The sequence below is a fragment of the Plectonema cf. radiosum LEGE 06105 genome (genome assembly GCF_015207665.1).
Lineage (GTDB): Bacteria > Cyanobacteriota > Cyanobacteriia > Cyanobacteriales > Nostocaceae > Rivularia > Rivularia radiosa_A.
In genome coordinates this window covers 107,416-126,958 of record NZ_JADEWL010000004.1, presented here as the reverse complement: position 1 = coordinate 126,958, position 19,543 = coordinate 107,416, and the positions used below count along the sequence as shown (strand labels likewise).

Annotated in this window: 15 protein-coding genes; 9 read left to right on the top strand and 6 right to left on the bottom strand. The window is 38.2% G+C overall.

All coding sequences use genetic code 11. The annotated features are described in order from the left end of the window. Window positions 1-152 precede the first annotated feature (152 nt). From IQ247_RS02300 to ileS, 3 genes are all read left to right on the top strand, one after another. Window positions 153-851 carry a group II intron reverse transcriptase gene (locus IQ247_RS02300; RefSeq protein WP_228059412.1) on the top strand — a complete coding sequence of 233 codons (699 nt, stop codon included), beginning with the start codon at window positions 153-155 and terminating at the stop codon, window positions 849-851. A 296-nt stretch (window positions 852-1,147) separates the two neighbouring features. After that, window positions 1,148-2,248, top strand: a complete 1,101-nt coding sequence (locus IQ247_RS02295; protein WP_193916613.1) for an RRXRR domain-containing protein — start codon at window positions 1,148-1,150, stop codon at window positions 2,246-2,248. Between the two features lie 233 nt (window positions 2,249-2,481). Continuing rightward, complete coding sequence (gene ileS / locus IQ247_RS02290) at window positions 2,482-5,370, top strand: isoleucine--tRNA ligase (RefSeq protein WP_193916611.1); 2,889 nt, start codon at window positions 2,482-2,484, stop codon at window positions 5,368-5,370. A 95-nt stretch (window positions 5,371-5,465) separates the two neighbouring features. Here the strand turns inward: ileS and glpK are convergent, their stop codons facing one another. Then, a complete protein-coding gene (gene glpK / locus IQ247_RS02285) occupies window positions 5,466-6,986 on the bottom strand; it encodes a glycerol kinase GlpK (protein WP_193916609.1) in 1,521 nt (506 codons plus the stop codon). A 241-nt stretch (window positions 6,987-7,227) separates the two neighbouring features. Here glpK and IQ247_RS02280 point away from each other — a divergent pair, with 241 nt between their 5' ends. Beyond that, window positions 7,228-8,439: an RNA-guided endonuclease InsQ/TnpB family protein gene (locus tag IQ247_RS02280; RefSeq protein ID WP_193916607.1), complete on the top strand. Its 1,212-nt coding sequence runs from the start codon at window positions 7,228-7,230 to the stop codon at window positions 8,437-8,439. Window positions 8,440-8,502: 63 nt separating this feature from the next. Here the strand turns inward: IQ247_RS02280 and IQ247_RS02275 are convergent, their stop codons facing one another. Both IQ247_RS02275 and IQ247_RS02270 read right to left on the bottom strand, forming a co-directional pair. Then, window positions 8,503-8,859, bottom strand: coding sequence for a group I truncated hemoglobin (locus tag IQ247_RS02275; protein ID WP_193916605.1), 357 nt, complete (start codon window positions 8,857-8,859; stop codon window positions 8,503-8,505). 514 nt (window positions 8,860-9,373) lie between these two features. After that, the gene (locus tag IQ247_RS02270) at window positions 9,374-9,763 is read right to left on the bottom strand and encodes a DUF4870 domain-containing protein (RefSeq protein WP_193916603.1); all 390 of its coding nucleotides are present in this window, start codon (window positions 9,761-9,763) and stop codon (window positions 9,374-9,376) included. 462 nt (window positions 9,764-10,225) lie between these two features. On the opposite strand from IQ247_RS02270, the gene IQ247_RS02265 reads away from it, so the two are divergent. Together IQ247_RS02265 and IQ247_RS02260 are read left to right on the top strand one after the other, a co-directional pair. Further along, the gene (locus IQ247_RS02265) at window positions 10,226-11,365 is read left to right on the top strand and encodes a phosphotransferase enzyme family protein (RefSeq protein WP_193916601.1); all 1,140 of its coding nucleotides are present in this window, start codon (window positions 10,226-10,228) and stop codon (window positions 11,363-11,365) included. A gap of 84 nt (window positions 11,366-11,449) precedes the next feature. Further along, complete coding sequence (locus IQ247_RS02260) at window positions 11,450-11,983, top strand: DOMON-like domain-containing protein (protein WP_193916599.1); 534 nt, start codon at window positions 11,450-11,452, stop codon at window positions 11,981-11,983. A gap of 201 nt (window positions 11,984-12,184) precedes the next feature. On the opposite strand, the gene IQ247_RS02255 is transcribed toward IQ247_RS02260, so the two are convergent. Continuing rightward, window positions 12,185-13,141, bottom strand: a complete 957-nt coding sequence (locus IQ247_RS02255; protein WP_193916597.1) for a M48 family metalloprotease — start codon at window positions 13,139-13,141, stop codon at window positions 12,185-12,187. A gap of 186 nt (window positions 13,142-13,327) precedes the next feature. On the opposite strand from IQ247_RS02255, the gene tsaA reads away from it, so the two are divergent. The 3 genes from tsaA to IQ247_RS02240 all read left to right on the top strand — a co-directional run bounded on the left by tsaA (window position 13,328) and on the right by IQ247_RS02240 (window position 16,742). Next, on the top strand, window positions 13,328-13,888 hold the full coding sequence (gene tsaA, locus IQ247_RS02250) for a tRNA (N6-threonylcarbamoyladenosine(37)-N6)-methyltransferase TrmO (RefSeq protein WP_193916595.1): 561 nt from the start codon (window positions 13,328-13,330) through the stop codon (window positions 13,886-13,888). Window positions 13,889-14,185: 297 nt separating this feature from the next. After that, a complete protein-coding gene (locus tag IQ247_RS02245) occupies window positions 14,186-15,346 on the top strand; it encodes a n-acyl-d-glucosamine 2-epimerase (RefSeq protein ID WP_193916593.1) in 1,161 nt (386 codons plus the stop codon). Between the two features lie 355 nt (window positions 15,347-15,701). After that, entirely contained in the window at window positions 15,702-16,742 is a 1,041-nt protein-coding gene (locus IQ247_RS02240) for a cyanophycinase (RefSeq protein ID WP_193916591.1), read from the top strand. A gap of 51 nt (window positions 16,743-16,793) precedes the next feature. Here IQ247_RS02240 and IQ247_RS02235 read toward each other — a convergent pair whose 3' ends face one another. Continuing rightward, a complete protein-coding gene (locus IQ247_RS02235) occupies window positions 16,794-17,963 on the bottom strand; it encodes a DUF1822 family protein (RefSeq protein ID WP_193916589.1) in 1,170 nt (389 codons plus the stop codon). 57 nt (window positions 17,964-18,020) lie between these two features. After that, window positions 18,021-19,178: a sigma-70 family RNA polymerase sigma factor gene (locus IQ247_RS02230; RefSeq protein ID WP_193916587.1), complete on the bottom strand. Its 1,158-nt coding sequence runs from the start codon at window positions 19,176-19,178 to the stop codon at window positions 18,021-18,023. Window positions 19,179-19,543: the final 365 nt, after the last annotated feature.

Below are 19,543 nucleotides of genomic sequence, written 5' to 3'. Positions count from 1 at the left end.
ATGTGTCACCAGCAAATACATTACGGGAAGCCTGCGTGATTTGCTTGAGCCGTGATACTTGGAAAACTTGTAAGTCCGGTTCTTAGGGGGGAAAGGGATAGCAATATCCCCGACCTACCCGACTAATTCTCAGACCACAAGATGATGGCAATTTGATACTTGAAAAAATCAACGAATTTCTAGCAGCAAGAGGAATGAAGATAAGTGAGAAAAAGACAAAAGTAACCGCAGCGACAGATGGTTTTGATTTCCTTGGCTGGCACTTCAAAGTGCAAAGCAACGGAAAATTTAAAAGTACTCCATCAACGGATAACTTTAAAAAATTTCGTAAGAAAGTAAAAGCCATAATCAACTGCTCTAACTATGGTTCTAAGGCAAAAGCCACAAAGCTAGCGCCAATAGTTAGAGGTTGGAGGAACTACCATAGGTACTGTAAAATGGATGGGGCAAGATTTTCACTCTGGCACATACAAAGCAGAACCTACAAGGTATTCAATAAAGAATCAAGGAATAGCCGCCATTCTAGTAAATCTCTCCTAGATAAAGCGTTCCCATCGGTTCCTTATTCCGAAAACGGATTCGATAATGTTATCGCAAATAAAACGCCTTACGACGGAAACTTAACTTACTGGAGCGAACGCAATAGTAAGTTATACGACGACGAAACCTCTAAAGCTTTAAAAAAGCAAAACCATACGTGTGGTCAGTGTGGAATGAAATTTACAAGCGAAGAACGAGTAAATCTACATCACATCGACGGGAACCATGATAACTGGAAACCTAAAAATCTCCTAGCAATCCACGAATCCTGCCACGACTACTTACACATGAGCAAAAGGGCAACTCCCTAAGAATATCGGGAGCCGGATGCACCTAAAGGCGCACGTCCGGTTCTAACAGAGAGGTGCGGAGGATAATACCTCCCATCGACTCTAACAAATCTTGCGTAGTATTGACTAGCACTTGAGCCGTTAATTGGTACAGACTACCGGGTGTTTCCCTAGCTCGGATTATCTCTAAAACTGTTTGTTCAGTTGCTTGGCGGCAATAATGCGGGAGGAAAATCCACACCGCATTTTGCCTTAAGAAAGGACATCTTATTAACGGTGTGCGAAGGGACTTAAACTTTACTCTAAGGATTATCTCCATGCAAAGAGTACCAGTATTATCAATTAACAATAAACCTTTAATGCCCAGTAAACCTAGCCGTGCTAGACGCTGGATTAAAGAAGGTAAAGCGATAGGTAAATGGTCAAAATTAAACGTTTATTATGTTCAGTTATTAGTAGAAGCTGAAAACATAACTCAAGATATTGCAGTAGGTATAGACCCCGGTAAAATGTTTACGGGAATTGCGGTACTCTCTCAAAAATATACTTTACTCACTGCTCACGTAGAATTACCTTTTAAAAACGTAACTAAAAGAATGTTACAACGGGCAATGATGCGGAGAAGTAGACGCGGTAGAAGAATTAACCGTAAAGTACCCTACTCAAAACGTTCTCACAGACAAGCTAGATTTAATAATCGTAGACAGTTGGGAATGCCTCCAAGTATCAAAACTAATAAAAATTTAGAGCTTAGATTACTTTATTTAATTGTCAAACTTTACCCTGTAACTAATGTAATTTACGAAGTTGTCAAAGCAAAAGGTAATAAAGGCTTTAGTCCAGTAATGGTTGGGCAAAAACTAATGTGTGAAAAACTTAAAAATGCTTCTAAACTGTTTAACTTTAAAACGTTAGAAGGGTATCAAACATCTGTTACACGCAAACACTTAGGTTTAGAAAAAAAAAAAGGTAATAAATCACTTAAAATTCCTCAAACCCATGCTGTAGATGGTATTGCACTTGCGGCTAGTCACTGGTTAAGTTACGGAATAATTGATAAAAATACGATGGCATGGAAAGGAAAATTAAATTTAACAGATTCGTTATTCTTAATAATTTCTCGACCACCTATTAGCCGTAGACAATTGCATTTAATGGTACCTGCTAAGGGAGGGAAACGGCGTAAATACGGGGGAACTGTTACTAGACATGGGTTTAGGAAAGGAGATTATGTTAAAGCTATTCAGGGAGATAAAACGTTTTTTGGTTGGATAAGTGGAGATACTGAAAGACTTGTGTCAGTGAGTGATTCTCACTGGAATAGGTTGGGACAGTGCAGCCCTAAGAAAGTGCAATTGTTAAAACGTTCCACAGGTTTGATTATTACGTCTGAGAAATATAAAGTCCAAGGTGGTTAAAACCACGCGAGGCGTTTTTCCTCTCAGCTTTAAAAAGACTGAGGCATCCTTACTACCGAGAATTTTTTATGAAAATTAATGGTTATTCTTAAAAATTTAGCTGCTAAAGCAGCCCAATTCCTTTCTTATTTTTCTTCAAGCTAAATTTTGGTAAGATTACCATAATCGGAATTACAAATCAAAGTCTTCAAAAAGAAGCAATCCAAAATCCAAAATCCCAAATCCCAAATCGAATGACTGAATCAGGAAGCTATAAGGATACAGTAAATTTACCTAAAACAAAGTTTGATATGCGGGCAAATGCTACCAAACGTGAGCCGGAAATTCAACAGTTTTGGCATGATAATCAAGTTTACGAACGCCTTTCTCAAGAGAATCCCGGCGAATTATTTATCTTACATGACGGACCACCTTACGCAAATGGTTCGCTACATATTGGTCACGCTTTAAATAAAATTCTTAAAGATATTATTAACCGCTATAAAATATTACAAGGTCGTAAAATTCATTATGTCCCTGGTTGGGATTGTCACGGTTTGCCGATTGAATTGAAAGTTTTACAAAATATGAAGTCGGCAGAAAGGCAGAGTTTAACGCCTTTACAACTGCGACAAAAGGCAAAAGATTTTGCCATGGAAGCCGTCAACGAGCAGCGAGAAAGCTTTAAAAGATACGGCGTTTGGGGCGATTGGGAGCATCCTTATTTAACTTCTGATCCTCAATACGAAGCCGCACAAATTGCTGTTTTCGGCGATATGTTTTTGAAGGGTTATATCTATCGCGGCTTGAAACCCGTACATTGGAGTCCTAGTTCTCAAACTGCCTTAGCGGAAGCTGAATTGGAATATCCCGAAGGACATATTTCACCGAGTATCTACGCTGCTTTCCCGATGACTAATTTAGCGGATGGGGTGAAAGCTCAATTATCAGAGTTTCTACCCGATTTAGGAGTAGCAATTTGGACGACTACACCTTGGACAATTCCCGGTAATTTAGCTGTAGCAGTGAATCCAGAGCTTAATTATGCAGTGGTGGAAGTTGAGAATTTGCCAGCAGTTGAGTTTAAATATCTAATTGTCGCTGCGGATTTAGCAGAGCGTCTTTCAGAAACCTTCGGCACTAAATTAACTGTTAAAGCGACTTTCAAAGGTAAGGATTTAGAACATTCAACTTACCGTCACCCATTATTCGATCGCGAAAGTCCGGTAATTATTGGCGGAGATTATATCACCACTGAATCCGGTACCGGCTTGGTTCATACTGCCCCCGGTCATGGTCAAGAAGATTACATTGTCGGTCAGCGTTATAATTTACCAATTTTAGCTCCAGTGGATGGAAACGGTCAGTTTACTGAGGAAGCAGGTAAATTTGTCGGTTTAAAAGTTGTCAGTGTAAATAACCAAATTAGTGAAGGCAATCAAGCAATAATTGATGCTTTAACAGCAGCCAAATCACTGATTAAACACGAACCCTACGCTCATAAATACCCCTACGATTGGCGGACTAAAAAACCGACGATTTTCCGCGCTACCGAGCAGTGGTTTGCTTCAGTGGAGAAGTTCCGCGAAACAGCCCTTAAAGAGATTAAATCAGTACAGTGGATTCCTGCTCAAGGACAAAATCGGATTACTCCAATGGTTGCAGATCGAAGCGATTGGTGTATTTCTCGTCAGCGCAGTTGGGGTGTACCGATTCCGGTATTCTACGACGAGGAAACCAACGAAGTAGTGTTGAACGAAGATATTATCAAACACGTTCAAGCCATCATCGCCGAAAAAGGAACTGATGCTTGGTGGGAATTATCTGTAGAAGATTTAATGCCAGAAAGATACCGTAATGACGTCAGAAAGTACCGTAAAGGTACGGATACAATGGACGTATGGTTTGATTCCGGTTCCTCCTGGGCATCGGTCGTTGAACAGCGTCCCGAATTACGCTATCCTGCTGATATGTATTTAGAAGGTTCCGACCAACACAGGGGTTGGTTCCAATCGAGTTTACTTACCAGCGTTGCAGTTAACGGTATCGCACCTTATAAAATTGTCTTGACTCATGGTTATACTTTAGACGAAAAAGGTTATAAGCAAAGTAAATCTTTGGGTAATGTAATTGACCCTAAAATTGTGATTGAAGGGGGGAAAAATCAGAAGCAGGAACCCGCTTATGGTGCTGATGTGTTGCGGTTGTGGGTGTCTTCGGTAGACTACACTAACGACGTAGGTATTGGTAAGAATACTTTGAAGCAAATCATGGATATCCGTAACAAGATTCGCAATACAGCGCGTTTCTTGTTGGGTAATTTGCATGATTTTAATCCGCAAATAGATGCAGTAGCTTTTGAAGATTTAGCCGAAATTGACAAATATATGCTGCATCGGATGACAGAAGTATTTACCGAAGTTACCCAAGCTTACGAGACATTTCAATTTTCGCGCTTCTTCCAAACAGTACAGAATTTCTGTATTGTAGATTTATCCAACTTCTATTTAGACGTAGGTAAAGATAGATTATATATTAGTAGTGAAAATGGATCTCGCCGTCGTAGTTGTCAAACGGTAATGCAAATTGCCCTGGAGAATTTAACAAAAGCCATTGCTCCGGTATTGTCTCACATGGCTGAAGACATTTGGCAATTTCTACCTTACGAAACTGCTTATAAATCGGTATTTGAAGCAGGTTGGGTACAGTTAGAAGAAAAATGGAAAAATCCCGAATTAGTCAAATTTTGGGATAAAATCCGTCAAATCCGTAATGATGTAAATAAGGTATTAGAAGAAGCCAGAATCGATAAAATGATTGGTTCTTCCTTAGAAGCCAAAGTTTTACTTTACGTTAAAGATGAACAATTGCGTCATGCAGTAAAATCACTGAACGAAAACAGTAATAACGGTGTAGACGAACTCCGGTATTTATTCCTTACCTCCCAAGCAGAAATCTTAGATGCTACTGGAATAGAAGACTGTAAACACAAATTGCAGACAGATAACTGGGAAATTGGTGTAACTTCTTCAGATGGAGAAAAGTGCGATCGTTGTTGGAATTATTCCACTCATGTAGGAGAATCAAAAGAACATCCGCTGCTGTGTGAACGATGTGTTAGTGCCTTAGGGGGAGAATTTTAAAAGTTAGGAATTATACAGTTATTTAACGGTGATACATATTATTTGTGTAGAAATCAATCTTACCCATCTGAGTAAGTTAAATTTACATATGAGTCTCATTCTACCCAATGCTTTCCCCGTTCCACAGCAATCAGCCAAGTAGTATAATTTTCTTGAATTTTATGAGAATCAATATTCGGCTCGAATACTTTTTCTATTTGCCTTTTTCGGATTAATTCGCAATAATCATTCCATAAGCCAATGGTTAAACCGGCAGCAAATGCGATACCTTGAACTGTAGTATCCCGTATGGTTGGCTGTTCGATGGGAATACCTAACAAATCTGCTTGAAACTGCATCAAAAAGTTATTGTTAGAAGCACCACCATCTACAGCTAACTTGCCGATCGCAATATTACTATAGGCATTGATTGCTTCTACTACTTCTTTGACTTGATAAGCAATTGCTTCTAAAACTGCACGTACCATATGTTCTCGCTTGACTCCTCCGGTAATCCCTAAAAAAGCACCTCTGGCGCTCATATCCCAGTGAGGTGCGCCCAATCCGCTGAATGCAGGCACAAAATATACTCCCCCATTGTCTTCGACTTGAGTTGCGATCGCCTCAGTTTGAGCGGCTGTTTCAATTAAATTCAGCCCATCACGCAACCATTGGATACAAGCCCCACTAGTAAACATACTACCTTCAAGAGCATAGTTGATATCTAAATTACCATTTTTATTTAGCTGAGTCCAAGCTACCGTACTCAAAAGCTGATGTTGGGATCGCACTATTTTAGAGCCGGTGTGAGCCACCAAAAAGCTACCAGTACCGTAAGTACATTTCATTAAACCGGGACGATTGCAACCATGACCGAATAAAGATGCTTGTTGGTCACCTAAAATAGCTGTAATGGGAATGGAAACTCCGAATAAAGCTTTATCAGTAACTCCAAAATGACTCAAGCTCGGTTGAATTTGCGGTAAGATGCTGAGGGGGATTTTAAATAAATCTAATAAGGTTTCATCCCAATCACAAGTTTCCAAATTCATCAACATTGTTCGACTAGCGTTACTGTGGTCTGTTCGATGCATTCCACCTGTAAGATTCCACAATATCCAAGTATCAATTGTGCCAGCCAAAACATTATCGAGGTTAACTCCAGCAACATTTTCTAATAACCAGGAAAGCTTTGTTGCCGAAAAGTAAGCATCAATAACTAATCCAGTTCTTTGATAAATCTCTTCTGCTAAACCTTGATTTTTTAATTGATTGCAAAGCTGATCTGTACGGCAGTCTTGCCATACAATGGCTTTATATAAAGGTTGTCCGGTGTTTTTATCCCACAGTAAACAAGTTTCTCGCTGTACGGTTAAACCGATAGCAGCTATTTGATTCGGTTCAATTTGGGATAAGGCGATCGCAGTTTGCATTACCGAAAGCGTTGCTTGCCAAATTTCTAGAGCATCATGTTCCAACCATCCCGGTTGGGGATAATATTGTTTGAGTTCTTTGTATGCTTGTCCGACAATTTGACCATGGGCATCAAATATAAAAGCACGATTTCCTGTAGTTCCTAAATCCAAAGCCAGAATATAGCTTGGTTGTTGATTTCTACTGCCCCCAGTATTGATCATATTTTTTAACTACTGACAAATTTATATTATGATACCTTGACACTACCCTATCCTTAACAATTGCTATGAAGCAAGAAACCCTCAGTTTTCAAGCCGAGGGAGTTTCACCTACTACCGCAAGGAGGCTCACACTGAACCCTATAGGGTCAGTGTCGAGAGGCGTTTCGTTTTTGCCAAATAAGTCTTTGATACAACACGGCTATTTTAGTGTATTCTGTTCATAAGTGATTAGGTCGAAGTCATGGAACAAGTGCTGACGCTAGTTTGCAAACTCAAACCCTCTCAAAAACAAGTAGAAGAAATTGAACTGGTACTAAAGGCTTTTGCTGATGCGTGTAACTACGCCAACCAGAAAGTTAAGCCGACTATAACTAGTAAGATGACTATTCAAAATCTGGTTTATAACGAGATTCGTGCTTTGTTTGGATTAAGTGCAAATTTAGCTGTTCGTGCATGTGCCAGGGTTGGGGCTATACGGCGAAGCCGCGCCTGCGGCGAACGCAAAACTGCCAAACAAAAAAGTAAGCCAGTTAAGGAATTTAAGCCGACATCGGCTGATTATGACGCTCGAATCTTTGCTTTTAGAGAGAAAGATTGGACTGCTAGTTTAACCTTAATGAATGGCAGGGAACACGTGAAATTGGATGTTGGCAATTATCAACGCGGTAAGCTTAAAGGTCGCAAGCCAACAAGTGCCCAGTTATGCAAACACCGTGATGGTAGCTACTACATCCATATACAGCTTAAAGAAGAAGCACCTACGCCCATAAAATCGGACAAGGTAATTGGTGTTGATTTTGGGCGTAGAGATATTGCCGTAACTAGCAGTGGTGATAAGTGGGACGGTAAGCAAATTAATAATGCTAGAGATAAGTTTTCCAGAGTAAGAGCGTCTTTGCAGAAAAAAGCCTCGAAAGGCACAAGGTCTACTCGCCGTCGCGCGAGACAGATTTTGCAACGGCTCTCAGGTAAAGAAAGACGCTTTCAACAATGGTTGAACCACGCCATCAGCAAATCCATTATTCAGAATGCATTAAAAAACAATGCGTCGGTGGCAATCGAAGACTTGACTGGTATTCGAGAAAGAACAAATCAACAGCCGCGAAATAAAACTGAGCGTAGGCGCTCTAACTCTTGGTCGTTTTATCAATTGCGTTCTTTCTTGGAATATAAAGGTATCAAATACGGGGTTGATGTTGTTGCTGTACCTCCTGCTTATACCAGTCAAACTTGCCATCAATGTCTATATATTGGATTGCGTTCTGATAAACGTTTCAAATGTGGAAACTGTGGGTGGAGTGGTGACGCTGATTTAAACGGAGCAAAGAATATTGCTGCTATTGGGGCTGTTGTAAACCAGCCTGGAGGCTCGAACTGTTTATGTTGCAATCTCAGCACAGACAGTTCAGGGCTACTAAAAGCCCACACTGACCTGACGGTACAGTGTGGGTAGTTTACTACTGTTCTTTTAAACTAGTAACCAATAATCAACGAGTAGTTTACTTGATTGATCGGATTACTTGTTTAAGATAGAAGCCTTTAATTTTTCAACACTTTCGAGTGCTGCTTTTGTGTCATCAGAAGATACTCCAGATGTAGTCATTGCATCACCTAAATGCTTGGTAATCGCATCAAAATGTGGCTGCTGTAAACCCATCCCTGTGTGTGTTTTGTCCATACTACGACCATTGTAGTCTTTGGGGCCACCCAGAATTAGAGAAAAGAAAGCAATTTGATGATTACGTTGCTTTTCCATATCCGTGTTGGAGAAAAAGCCACTGAGGCTGCTGTCTGCCATAATACGTTTATGAAAATCATCGACGACTTTTTCAAGAGTAGGTTGTCCGCCGATTTTTTCGTATAATGTACTCATGTCCTGTTCCTTTGAAGCGAATATGTACAGTGTTGAAGTACTAAACTAAGCATCTACTTAGTGACATTAGAATTCCCGCTTCATGACTGAAGTTTTGCTTAACTAGACCACCACTTTGAGTTGCCATTGCAATTAGAAACTCCTTACCACTAAGTGTCAGGTTAGTATCTTTAACTAGCTTTTTAGCTGCTTAGAGTTATTTTTAGAAGTTTTCGATACCTGTATGGATGTTTTGAGCTTTTACAGGATCGTATTACCAGATAATTGCCCAGAACTTTTATTTGCTAAATTCGTGGGGTTTTATCCTTACTTAATTACCCTACCGCATTCACAAAGTATTGACGACAGTAACGCATAATTTTCACGCTACCAGCATACTGATGTAGCGCCTAGAAAGATTCTACGAATAAGTAATATTATTTATCGTAATAAAACGGTTTATTTTATTGTCTAAAACAAAAAAGGGATGCCCCTCGCAACCCTTTTTTGAAAACTAAATATAAATTTGAAAGGATTAAAATAATCGAAAAATAAACGGATAACGGAACGCTTCATCTGGATTGCTAAAACAGTGCAACAATGCCCAAATTGTCAATCCCCAATGTAGTAAAAACCCAAAGGCAACAACTGGGAAAAACAAGATTCCACCAATACCAAAGGTAAGAAAAGATAAAATTGCGATTAAAATTCCGATTGGTACTCCAATTATAGTTGCCCAAAACCAAACATTGAAGTGAAAATTAATTGACTCTTTAGCGTTACTTTTAACAATGGGGTCATCGGCAGTAAAATAAATAGCAATTGGAACACCAATTGAAAATAATGTTGTACTAAAAAAAATCGCCCCATGACATAAACTCGATAGCAATTTACGCTTATCGGAATTATATGTAAATTCTTGCATTTTGCCAGTTCCTCAACTTGTTTTTTTATGAGATTAACTACATTTTAACGAGTATTTTGTCAGACTCCCATTGAGGTTTCCCGTAATTACCCCTTCGGTTACGTAAACTACGACAAAAATCATAGAAGTCGGGTTTTTACGGATAGAAACCCGTAAAAACCCGACTTCTTACCCCACGAAAAAATTAAGCTTTTACACACAGGTTATTTTAACCAATATTTAACCAATAATTAACCAATAATTAAATAATGCTTAAAAATTAGTTAATTAAAATTGATCGGGTTTACCGAACCACGATTTTAAACTACATGGGATTTGAGTAAGGGCTTGAACCCATCGCAATTGATTTAAGAATGTTGCATACTGATATTGGCTTGGTTAATCAACGGCATATATTATATTATTTATCAAAAAAGTCAACACCGATTATAAATTAAACATTAGGTAACTTAGGTAATTATTTTGAACGCACCTCTGAATACAGAAACAAACTTGAATAATTTAGTTGAAGTTGCCAATAAATTTCAAACACAAGGCAATGTTATCAAAGTTGAAGAATTTGGGCATGGTAACATTAACGGTACTTTTCTTGTTACCTTAGATTCTTTAGAAGAAAAGCATTTTATCTTACAACGCATTAATCAAAATGTGTTTCGTCAACCCGAATTGGTAATGCAGAATATAAGTACTTTTACCAATCATGTACGTCAACGTTTACAAGATTCTCCCCTGAGTTCAAAACGTCGTTGGGAAGTCCCAAAAGTATTATTAACTCAAAATAGCCAAGACCATTTTATTGATGCTGAAAACTCATTTTGGCGGGCAATTGGTTTTATTGAGAATGCGGAAACATTTGATATTATCAAAGATAATAAACACGCAAATGAAATCGGTTACGCTCTGGGAATGTTTCATAATTTAATCGGCGATTTACCAGTAGAAAAATTAGCTGATACTCTACCGGGTTTTCATATTACACCCAATTATTTAAAACAATACGAAAATGTAGAGAACTTATATAAATATAATAAGTCGAATAAATTCTTGGAAGTTGAATACTGTTGGCAATTTATTGATTGTCGTAAGACTTTAGCTGACGTTTTGGAAAATGCGCGATCGCAAGGACATCTCCACTTACGTCCCATCCACGGCGACCCCAAGGTAAACAATGTCATGATTGATACTATTACTGGACAAGCTATCAGTATTATTGACTTGGATACCGTTAAACCTGGATTAGTACATTACGATATTGGTGATTGTTTGCGCTGCGGTTGCAATTCTTTGGGAGAAGAAACAGAACATTGGGAAGTAGTAAGTTTCGATACTGATATTTGTAAGTCACTTTTGAGCGGTTATCTTTCAGTAGCGAAAGATTTTCTCACAAAGAGTGATTATGCATATATATACGATGGGATTCGTTTAATTGCATTTGAATTAGGGCTGCGGTTTTTTACAGATTACTTAGCAGGTAACGTTTATTTTAAAGTAAAATACCCAGAACACAATCTTGCTAGGGCTTTAGTACAGTTCAAGTTAACTGAAAGTATTGAAATGCAAGAAAATGTAATTATGGAAATTATTTCAAGTTTTGATAATTAGTTTTCAGAAATAGCTGTATAAATAATCTAGAGACGGGGTATCTTGCTACGTCTGATTTCAATTGACCATTATTTAGCGAATTCTATGAGAAATCATGCATTTTCCTTACAACCATTTGAGCCAACAAAAACTGATTTACAGATTACTGGTGAAATTATTCGGCTAAATCATACATTAACTGTTAATTACGCACTCAAAGGCGATTTAGAGCAAATAGAAATTCCTCCCGTCGTAGATATTCCAACTCGTAAAGATGGACTTTGGGAAACAACTTGTTTCGAGTTTTTTCTGGGAAAATATAATTCTACTCACTATTGGGAATTTAATTTTTCTCCCAGTGGAGATTGGAATGTTTATCGCTTTGAAAGATATCGAGAAGTAATGGAATTAGAACATAGAGTTGATTCACTTCCCTTTAATGTTCTGCGCGATTCTAATGCTTTATTTATTAGTTTAGAATTCAATATGCATTGTTTGACTTCTATAGACAGAAATTTTGACGTTTCTATTACCGCTGTTATTAAAGAGAAAAACAGAGATATGAGTTATTGGGCATTAACCCATTGTGGAAAAGAAGCAGATTTTCATCTGCGAGATAGTTTTTTGTTTTATGTATAATCTATTTCTATAAATAGTGATACATCACCGCAAGAGTTCCTGATTGAAATTCCCTATTTTTGACTATTGTTATCCTGTTAGAAGATTCCCGATAAAAAAACGCTACAGGTACTCTGTTTAGGAGAAAAAACTATTCTCTTAACTTATATCTTGATGTCTAGAAACCCGGTTTCATTTGGCTTGGCAACTTCTATATTTTTATCAATTACCAAACATTCTATCAATATCATCTCCCATTGAAGCACCATGACGAGAATTTACACGTAAGGATGTTTGGTTAGGAGACAAATTGTAAGTTAAAGGTTGAGTTTTAAATAACTTTTCTTGTCCTGACTCGACTAAACTTTCAGTTTCCAACTCTGTCATTATCGCTTTTATTGCTGCAATTCGTTCTTCGATAGTGGGATAATTTTGCTCAAATTCAATTCCCGGAATGCGATTAAGTACTAACATTGCACGTAAACATCCTTCCCGCTCAAAACCTGCTTTTACAGAAGCCAGATAAGCAAATTTATCGGCAACAAATTCATCTTCTCTACTTTGTTTTTGGATATTTTTTTCTAATTCTGCCGTCTTTTTCTCTACAATTGTATTAATTCGTTGTTGCGCTTGTCTAAATCTTCTGTTGCTTCGATTATTTAAAACACCACCAACAACAGTACCAATCGCACCTCCAACCACACGTCTGACAACAAAATCACCTACTGCTGAAACTGGAGACATTTTTCGCTCTCCACCTAAAACTTGTTTTTCCGCATCTTCTCGAATCTGAGCAATTAATTCTATTTTTTCGACATTCCTAACAACTTGATGACCTTGCTGATGATGAGCCATTTCGTGACTAATTATACAAGCCAAGGCTGAAGCGTCGCCGCCTAATTTTTCTAATACACCATGAGAAATAGGTATCAAATTGACATTTTGGCTGAATGCTTGACTATCATATTTGGCGACTTTCACAATTTGCCAAGGATGAGTATCGTATTCATTTGCACGCGCTATTCGATCGACAATGCGGTAAAGTGCGTAAAAGTCTGGAGGTAATTGTATTTTAGCGTTTTGGTAAATAGAATTATTTTCAGAAGCTGCTTCTGTTTTGGTTGTAGTGGATAACAGCAAACACAAACAAGTTATAATTGCTGGCTTTAATATACTCATTTATACTGTGTAAATTTTAAATACAAGTTATTCTTATAACTTAATTTTACTTAATGTTCAGCAGTGTTTATATACGTAAAAATACGTAAAATTTCTTATTTTATAAATTAAAATTACAATAACTCTATTGTAGTTATACAAAATTATGTAATATAAAAATTCGGAGTAAAGTTAACAGGTGTGAGTATGCCTAAATTTCCCCCAAAAGACTACATTCAAACTGTTGCCTTTCCTGCCGACATTACATTACAACCCATTGGTGTGGTGCATTCTCCTTACAAAGAAAGACACGGAACCCCGCGACAATCGCAACTTCAATCCGCACCATCAACCTACCAACCCGCGATCGCAAAAATTGAACTGTTCAACACCATACCCGAAGAAGCACTCAAAGACATGGAAGGTTTCGAGCGGATTTGGGTAATTTCATGGTTGCATCTAAATAAACACTGGAATCCCACCGTAATTATTCCACGCGGTCCGCGCATTCGTCGAGGGACTCTGGCAACTCGCGCTCCCCATCGTCCGAATCCCATCGGAATTAGCGCACCAAAACTAATTAAAATAGAAGGATTGATTTTATATGTAGAAGGAATTGACTTACTAGACCAAACTCCTGTATTAGATATAAAACCCTATGTCACTTATTGCGATGCTTTTCCCGATGCAAAATGCGGTTATGTAAACGACATTGAAAACGCTTCCGAACATGAAATTGATATATTTGGTAAAACCAATCTCAGATAATTAAAACTCTGCGAGCCTTTGCGCTTACCTTTGCTTTCCTCTGCGTTTAAATGAATTGATTATTCGCTTCCCAGTTTATGATGATGAAAAAAAAACCGCAGAGACGCAGAGAACGCAGAGGAAAGAGATTAAAGAGAGATTCGTCATTATACACTGAGAAAAGAGTATGCCACAATTATACAAGACCCTTTTTTCAATCCAAAATCTAAAATTTCAAATCCAAAATGGTTATACTTGTTTCTCATTCCCAGCAAAGCGATAATTAACTCCATCGATTTTGAATCACAGGTGGAATTAATGGAGTACAATTCTCAACAACTAGCTCAACTGTACAAAGATACTCTGCTCAAGGATGTTCTACCATTTTGGGAAAACCATTCGGTAGATTGGGAAAAAGGTGGTTATTTCACTTGTTTAGATAGAACTGGTAAAGTCTACGATACCGACAAGTTTATTTGGCTGCAAAATCGTCAGGTGTGGCTGTTTTCTATGCTGTATAATCACTTGGAGAAACGGGAAGATTGGTTGAGAATCGCTGCAAACGGTGCCAATTTCCTCGCTGCAAACGGGAGAGATGATGACGGTAATTGGTATTTTTCTTTAACCCGCGAAGGTCAACCATTAATCCAACCTTACAATATATTTTCCGATTGTTTCGCGGCGATGGCTTTTAGTCAATATGCTCTTGCTTCTGGGGAAGAATCGGCGAAAGATATCGCATTACAAGCTTATAATAACGTTCTACGTCGTCAGTCCAATCCCAAAGGTAAATATAATAAAACTTATCCCGGTACTCGTCCGATGAAATCTTTAGCAGTACCGATGATTTTAGCTAATTTGTCTTTAGAAATGGCTTGGTTGTTAGAAAACGATACTTTAGAACAAGTTTTAGATCAAACTGTTACAGAAGTTATGGGTGATTTCCTCGACAAGGAACGAGGATTAATGTTTGAAAATGTGGCTCCCGATGCGAACCACATTGATTGTTTTGAAGGCAGGTTAATTAATCCCGGTCACGGTATAGAAGCCATGTGGTTTATGATGGATATCGCTCAGCGTCGTGGGGATAAGCAATTAATTAATCAAGCGGTTGATGTCACCTTGAATATTCTTGATTTTGCTTGGGATAAAAAATACGGTGGTTTGTATTACTTTATGGATGCTTCTGGACATCCACCACAGCAACTTGAATGGGATCAAAAGTTGTGGTGGGTGCATTTAGAATCTTTGGTTGCCTTAGCGATGGGTTATCGTTTAACGGGAAGGAAGGAATGCTGGCAGTGGTATCAAAAAATGCACAATTATACTTGGACACATTTCGCGGATACCCAGTATGGGGAGTGGTTTGGTTATTTAAATCGTCGTGGTGAAGTGTTATTGAATTTAAAAGGTGGCAAATGGAAGGGTTGTTTTCATGTTCCTAGAGCAATGTATATGTGTTGGTTACAGTTGGGTTAAATGCTGGTTTTGTGGGGGAAGATTATGGATTAAATAACCGCAGAGACAAGACAGTGCGTTGCGGGGGTTCCCCCCGTTGTAGCAACTGTCGCGCTGAGGACGCTGAGATCAGAGGTTATGAGAGATATGGGTACGAATATAACATCACAATAAGCCTCATCTCCAAATTACTCAAAATATAAAAACTTTGCGTACCTTTGCGTATACCTCCGCGTACCTTTGCGTTTAAAACATATTTGCTAAGTCCTAATTACTTAAGAATTTTTTATAACTTGACTTATATAAATATATCTATTTTAATCACCACCAACTATAATGATGATTTGCAAAATAATAAGTTAAAAGTAATTGATTTATGGCAATCAAACTCCCCGATTACAGACAAGCTGATGATAGCAACAACTTTGAATATTATTTAGAGTATGGAAAGGTTAAGGGTTCTGCTCCAAAACCTGCGATTCTTTTGATTGGTGGTGCAGAAGGAGGAACTGTAGGAGAAGATGCAGCGACTAAATGGTTTCTAAAACAAGCTAATTACGGAGATTATTTAGTATTGCGCTGCGGTGGTGTGGGCAGACAAGCACAGTGGATTACAGATAATTATAGTGATTTAATTAATTCGGCTGCGGAACTTTCTATTGATAGTCGCGAAGCAGCTAATAATCCAGAGGTGGTGCAATACATCAAAAATGCAGATGCTTTATATTTTGCTGGTGGAGATCAAAATAAATACGAAGATTGCTGGGAAGGAACTGCTACAGAAGATGCAATTAATTATTTAATTAATCATAAAAAAGTTCCCGTAGGTGGAACTAGTGCCGGCATGGCAATTTTAGGAGAGTATTATTATGCTCCTTCTAAACAAGGGTTGTTGAGTTCAGAAATTTTAAATGACCCTTTTCATGATAATACTCAGGATATTTATCACAGTAATTTTCTCCAGGTTCCTCATCTGAAATATACGATTACTGACACTCACTTAGACAGATGTAATGACAATCATCCTGAGACAAGATACGGGAGAATTTTCGGATTAATGGCTCGAATTATGGTAGCTGAAAATCATCCCATTTATGCTATTGGTTTGGAAGAAGGTGCTTTTGTCGCAATTGATGAAGACGGAATTGCTCAAGTTTTTGGTAATGGTTCGGATCGGGGACATGATGCTTATTTTCTACAAAGTAATGGTACAGCACCAGAACAAATCAAACCCGGATTGCCGTTAATTTGGGATAATAATGGACGAGCTGTTAAAGCCTATAAAATTCAAGGAACACCCGAAGGAAGTGGTTCATTTGACCTTAATAACTGGTTAGCGGCTTCTGGAGGAACTTGGGAATATTGGTTTACTACGGGTGGTGATTCTGGTTTTCGACAAGAACGAATTCGCAATTAAAAACTTTGCGTTTAAAACCGAAAATCAAGCCTCCGAATACCTCCTAAATACTCAAAACCGCAAAACTTCGCGATTGCAATTTTCCGGTATAGGTTCGATTTCCCAAATTATCCCTTCCCCTGACTCTAACATCAACTCTACAAAAAGTTGTTCTACAGCAGTTACTGCTACATCTTCATGATTAGGGAAGGATTCTAAATCCTCAGTAAGCAATCTCAATTTAAATCCTTCGGGAATAAAATTACCTGTCACAGCGTTACGCAATTCAAAACGCCAAATTATTGCTTCCGCTTCATTTTGAGGAACAATTGAAAGAATATATTGTTGTTCCGCAATAGTTAATTCACGAGCCAGGATTGTCCCCGATTGCTCTACACTACGAGTACCTGACGTAGCAGTTTGTAAATCAAAGCTTGCCCAACCAAATTGTTGTGCTGTTTGAGAAACTCCATTTTGCAACCATTCTATAACAGACCATTGTTCCGGTAATCCTAATCTTCTTTCATATAAACTTCTTCGCCAACCCCCATGTTCGATTAAAGCTCCCCACATAGAAAATGGGATTTCCAAACGAGGTGTTATTACTTGGGGATTTCCCAAACGAGAAATTAAATTTTTCGCTTGGGCTGGAGTTAAATTTGCTAAAGGTGGAATCTCCCTGCGGGTTGTTTCTTGGGGACAAAACTGTAGCGCTATAGTTAATAGACTTAAATCTGTAATAACGTCGGTGGAATCTAAAGAATAAGTCCGCCAAGTAGCATCATAATTAAGATGATTTTTGAGTTGAGCATGAGTACAATAACCCCAAACTCTGACAAAACCTTCATCCGGTTGGACTTGTACCCCCAAATAATAATCACCCACCCAACTGGGTATATCTATCCATTCTTGAGCAACCCTTAACTCACTTAAATCAATATCTTCAGTGGGAACCAATACAAATTTAGTCCCGTCTGTAATTGTAATTGAACATCCATTAACCAGCTCCCACAAGCTGGGTAATGCAGTGGTACTGGGCGCAAGCTTTGCCTGCTGAGTGAATTCTGACTCCAACCAGGGTAAGATAGCCAGAAGGCAAAGTTTATTCATATATGCTTGATAGCAATTTGCCGAATTAGAAAAATTTTGACTTTCAACCCAAGCTTGATTTTGAGCGTTTAATGGTATTTCTAAAATCAAGTCAGATGGGGAAGCGAAAGTAAATAACGAAACATGATTCATCCTAATACTCCTAATAAGGTCAAAGGTTATAGGTTGTAGATTGGTAATAAACAACTGTCAAGTGTAATAACTGTACAGCCATTCCTCCATGACGCTACTGGTAGTTTTTAATAGGTCGGATGTTAAGGAAATATGCAGTTTTTCTTGACTCCATTGGAATACGGAACGCAGTAATGTTTCTTTGGCTTTACTCAATCGTCGCGAAACCGTGTATTGTTTAATTTCTAATTGTTTCGCAATTTGTTGTTGTGTCAAACCTTGTCCATAATAAAGTTGTAAAATTTGCTGCAATTGTTTGTCTAATTGCGTAATTTCATTTACTAATACGGCATTCATCTCAGATACAGTAGAAGCCTTTACTTGTTCTTCTTCCGTTGCGATAATTTTATTTAATAAAGATTCTTCACCACTAGCAAGATTATCTATCCATTCAAAAGATTCTTCACCACCCGCAGGAGCATTGATAGAAGTGACGCTAGGATAAAGATATTTACGAATCGAAGCAGCACAATTCAATAACCAAGTTTCCAAGGTTTGAGAATCTACCGATGAATTGGTTTGTTTATTGTAAGCTTGAGTTATAGCTGACCAAATTTTCTCATCTGGACGGGTAAGTTGACGAGTGCTACTAGCCTGCGTTGGTACGTAAAAAGTTTTAAAACTGTTCCATGTAACTACATAGGCTGCAATTGTATCTTCAGCTAAACCAGACTGCTGCAAAGATTCAACCAAACGCTTGTGACTGGTTTTACGTAACAAACCCCAAACTGAACAAATATCAACCTCGTGACGCTGACGTAAAGTATCGCGGATAACACTCCCGAAAGTCGCACTAGCGTAGTTTTTCAGCCGAAAACCAGAATCAGGATTGTACCCCTGGAGAACTTTATCAAACTTTGCGATCGCGATTTGGAAGCAGTCGGAAAGATTATACTGAATACTCGCAAATGTATTAGCTGCTTTTGCTGAACTCCAGTAACAACACTCCTGTAAATAAGCTAAAAGATGTTCTTTGGCAATTTGCTGTGACTGGGAATGCCATACTTTGTACCAGTAAAGCGCCCAAAAATTATCTGAGGTTTCCTGGGGAATTTGCTTTGCACAATTAATCATACTCCGACGCAGTTTAGCATCAGTCGCCCATCCACGAAAGCGATCTGCATCAAATTGTAAAAAAGTGGAAAATATCTCCACAAGATTATTTCTGGGTTGCATAAAAAATACCAGCCAATAAGGGGAATAATAGGGAATTTAATCTAAAGAATAAAGCATTACAAGTTTAGCCAAAACTTGACTGCAAGTAATTGCTCGGATTTTAGAAGTTAATTATCGCAACCTCTAAGTTTACTAGTTAGGGATTCTCCGCAACATCTACAAATTGCTTTGGTAGACTCAAACGAGTGAATTTTCCTTCCTTTTGAGGAAATGCCGTGATTGTATTCACCAGTGGTTATAGTGCGATCGCGCTAATGGAAGATTTGGTTAAATAGATTTTCTTTAACCAAGTGGGTTTATCAATAATCAACTCACTGGTATAATCTGACTGCTTTAAATAAGAAAACATTCAAAAATCTTAAATG

What these genes read in the sequence shown, in the direction of transcription:
- glpK (WP_193916609.1), bottom strand. Translation starts at nt 6,986, where the DNA reads ATGATCAATACTGGGGGCAGTAGAAATCAACAACCAAGCTATATTCTG.
- IQ247_RS02240 (WP_193916591.1), top strand. Translation starts at nt 15,702, where the DNA reads ATGGCAATCAAACTCCCCGATTACAGACAAGCTGATGATAGCAACAAC.
- tsaA (WP_193916595.1), top strand. Translation starts at nt 13,328, where the DNA reads ATGCCTAAATTTCCCCCAAAAGACTACATTCAAACTGTTGCCTTTCCT.
- IQ247_RS02275 (WP_193916605.1), bottom strand. Translation starts at nt 8,859, where the DNA reads ATGAGTACATTATACGAAAAAATCGGCGGACAACCTACTCTTGAAAAA.
- IQ247_RS02280 (WP_193916607.1), top strand. Translation starts at nt 7,228, where the DNA reads ATGGAACAAGTGCTGACGCTAGTTTGCAAACTCAAACCCTCTCAAAAA.
- IQ247_RS02255 (WP_193916597.1), bottom strand. Translation starts at nt 13,141, where the DNA reads ATGAGTATATTAAAGCCAGCAATTATAACTTGTTTGTGTTTGCTGTTA.
- IQ247_RS02260 (WP_193916599.1), top strand. Translation starts at nt 11,450, where the DNA reads ATGAGAAATCATGCATTTTCCTTACAACCATTTGAGCCAACAAAAACT.
- IQ247_RS02230 (WP_193916587.1), bottom strand. Translation starts at nt 19,178, where the DNA reads ATGCAACCCAGAAATAATCTTGTGGAGATATTTTCCACTTTTTTACAA.
- IQ247_RS02270 (WP_193916603.1), bottom strand. Translation starts at nt 9,763, where the DNA reads ATGCAAGAATTTACATATAATTCCGATAAGCGTAAATTGCTATCGAGT.
- ileS (WP_193916611.1), top strand. Translation starts at nt 2,482, where the DNA reads ATGACTGAATCAGGAAGCTATAAGGATACAGTAAATTTACCTAAAACA.
- IQ247_RS02235 (WP_193916589.1), bottom strand. Translation starts at nt 17,963, where the DNA reads ATGAATCATGTTTCGTTATTTACTTTCGCTTCCCCATCTGACTTGATT.
- IQ247_RS02295 (WP_193916613.1), top strand. Translation starts at nt 1,148, where the DNA reads ATGCAAAGAGTACCAGTATTATCAATTAACAATAAACCTTTAATGCCC.
- IQ247_RS02245 (WP_193916593.1), top strand. Translation starts at nt 14,186, where the DNA reads ATGGAGTACAATTCTCAACAACTAGCTCAACTGTACAAAGATACTCTG.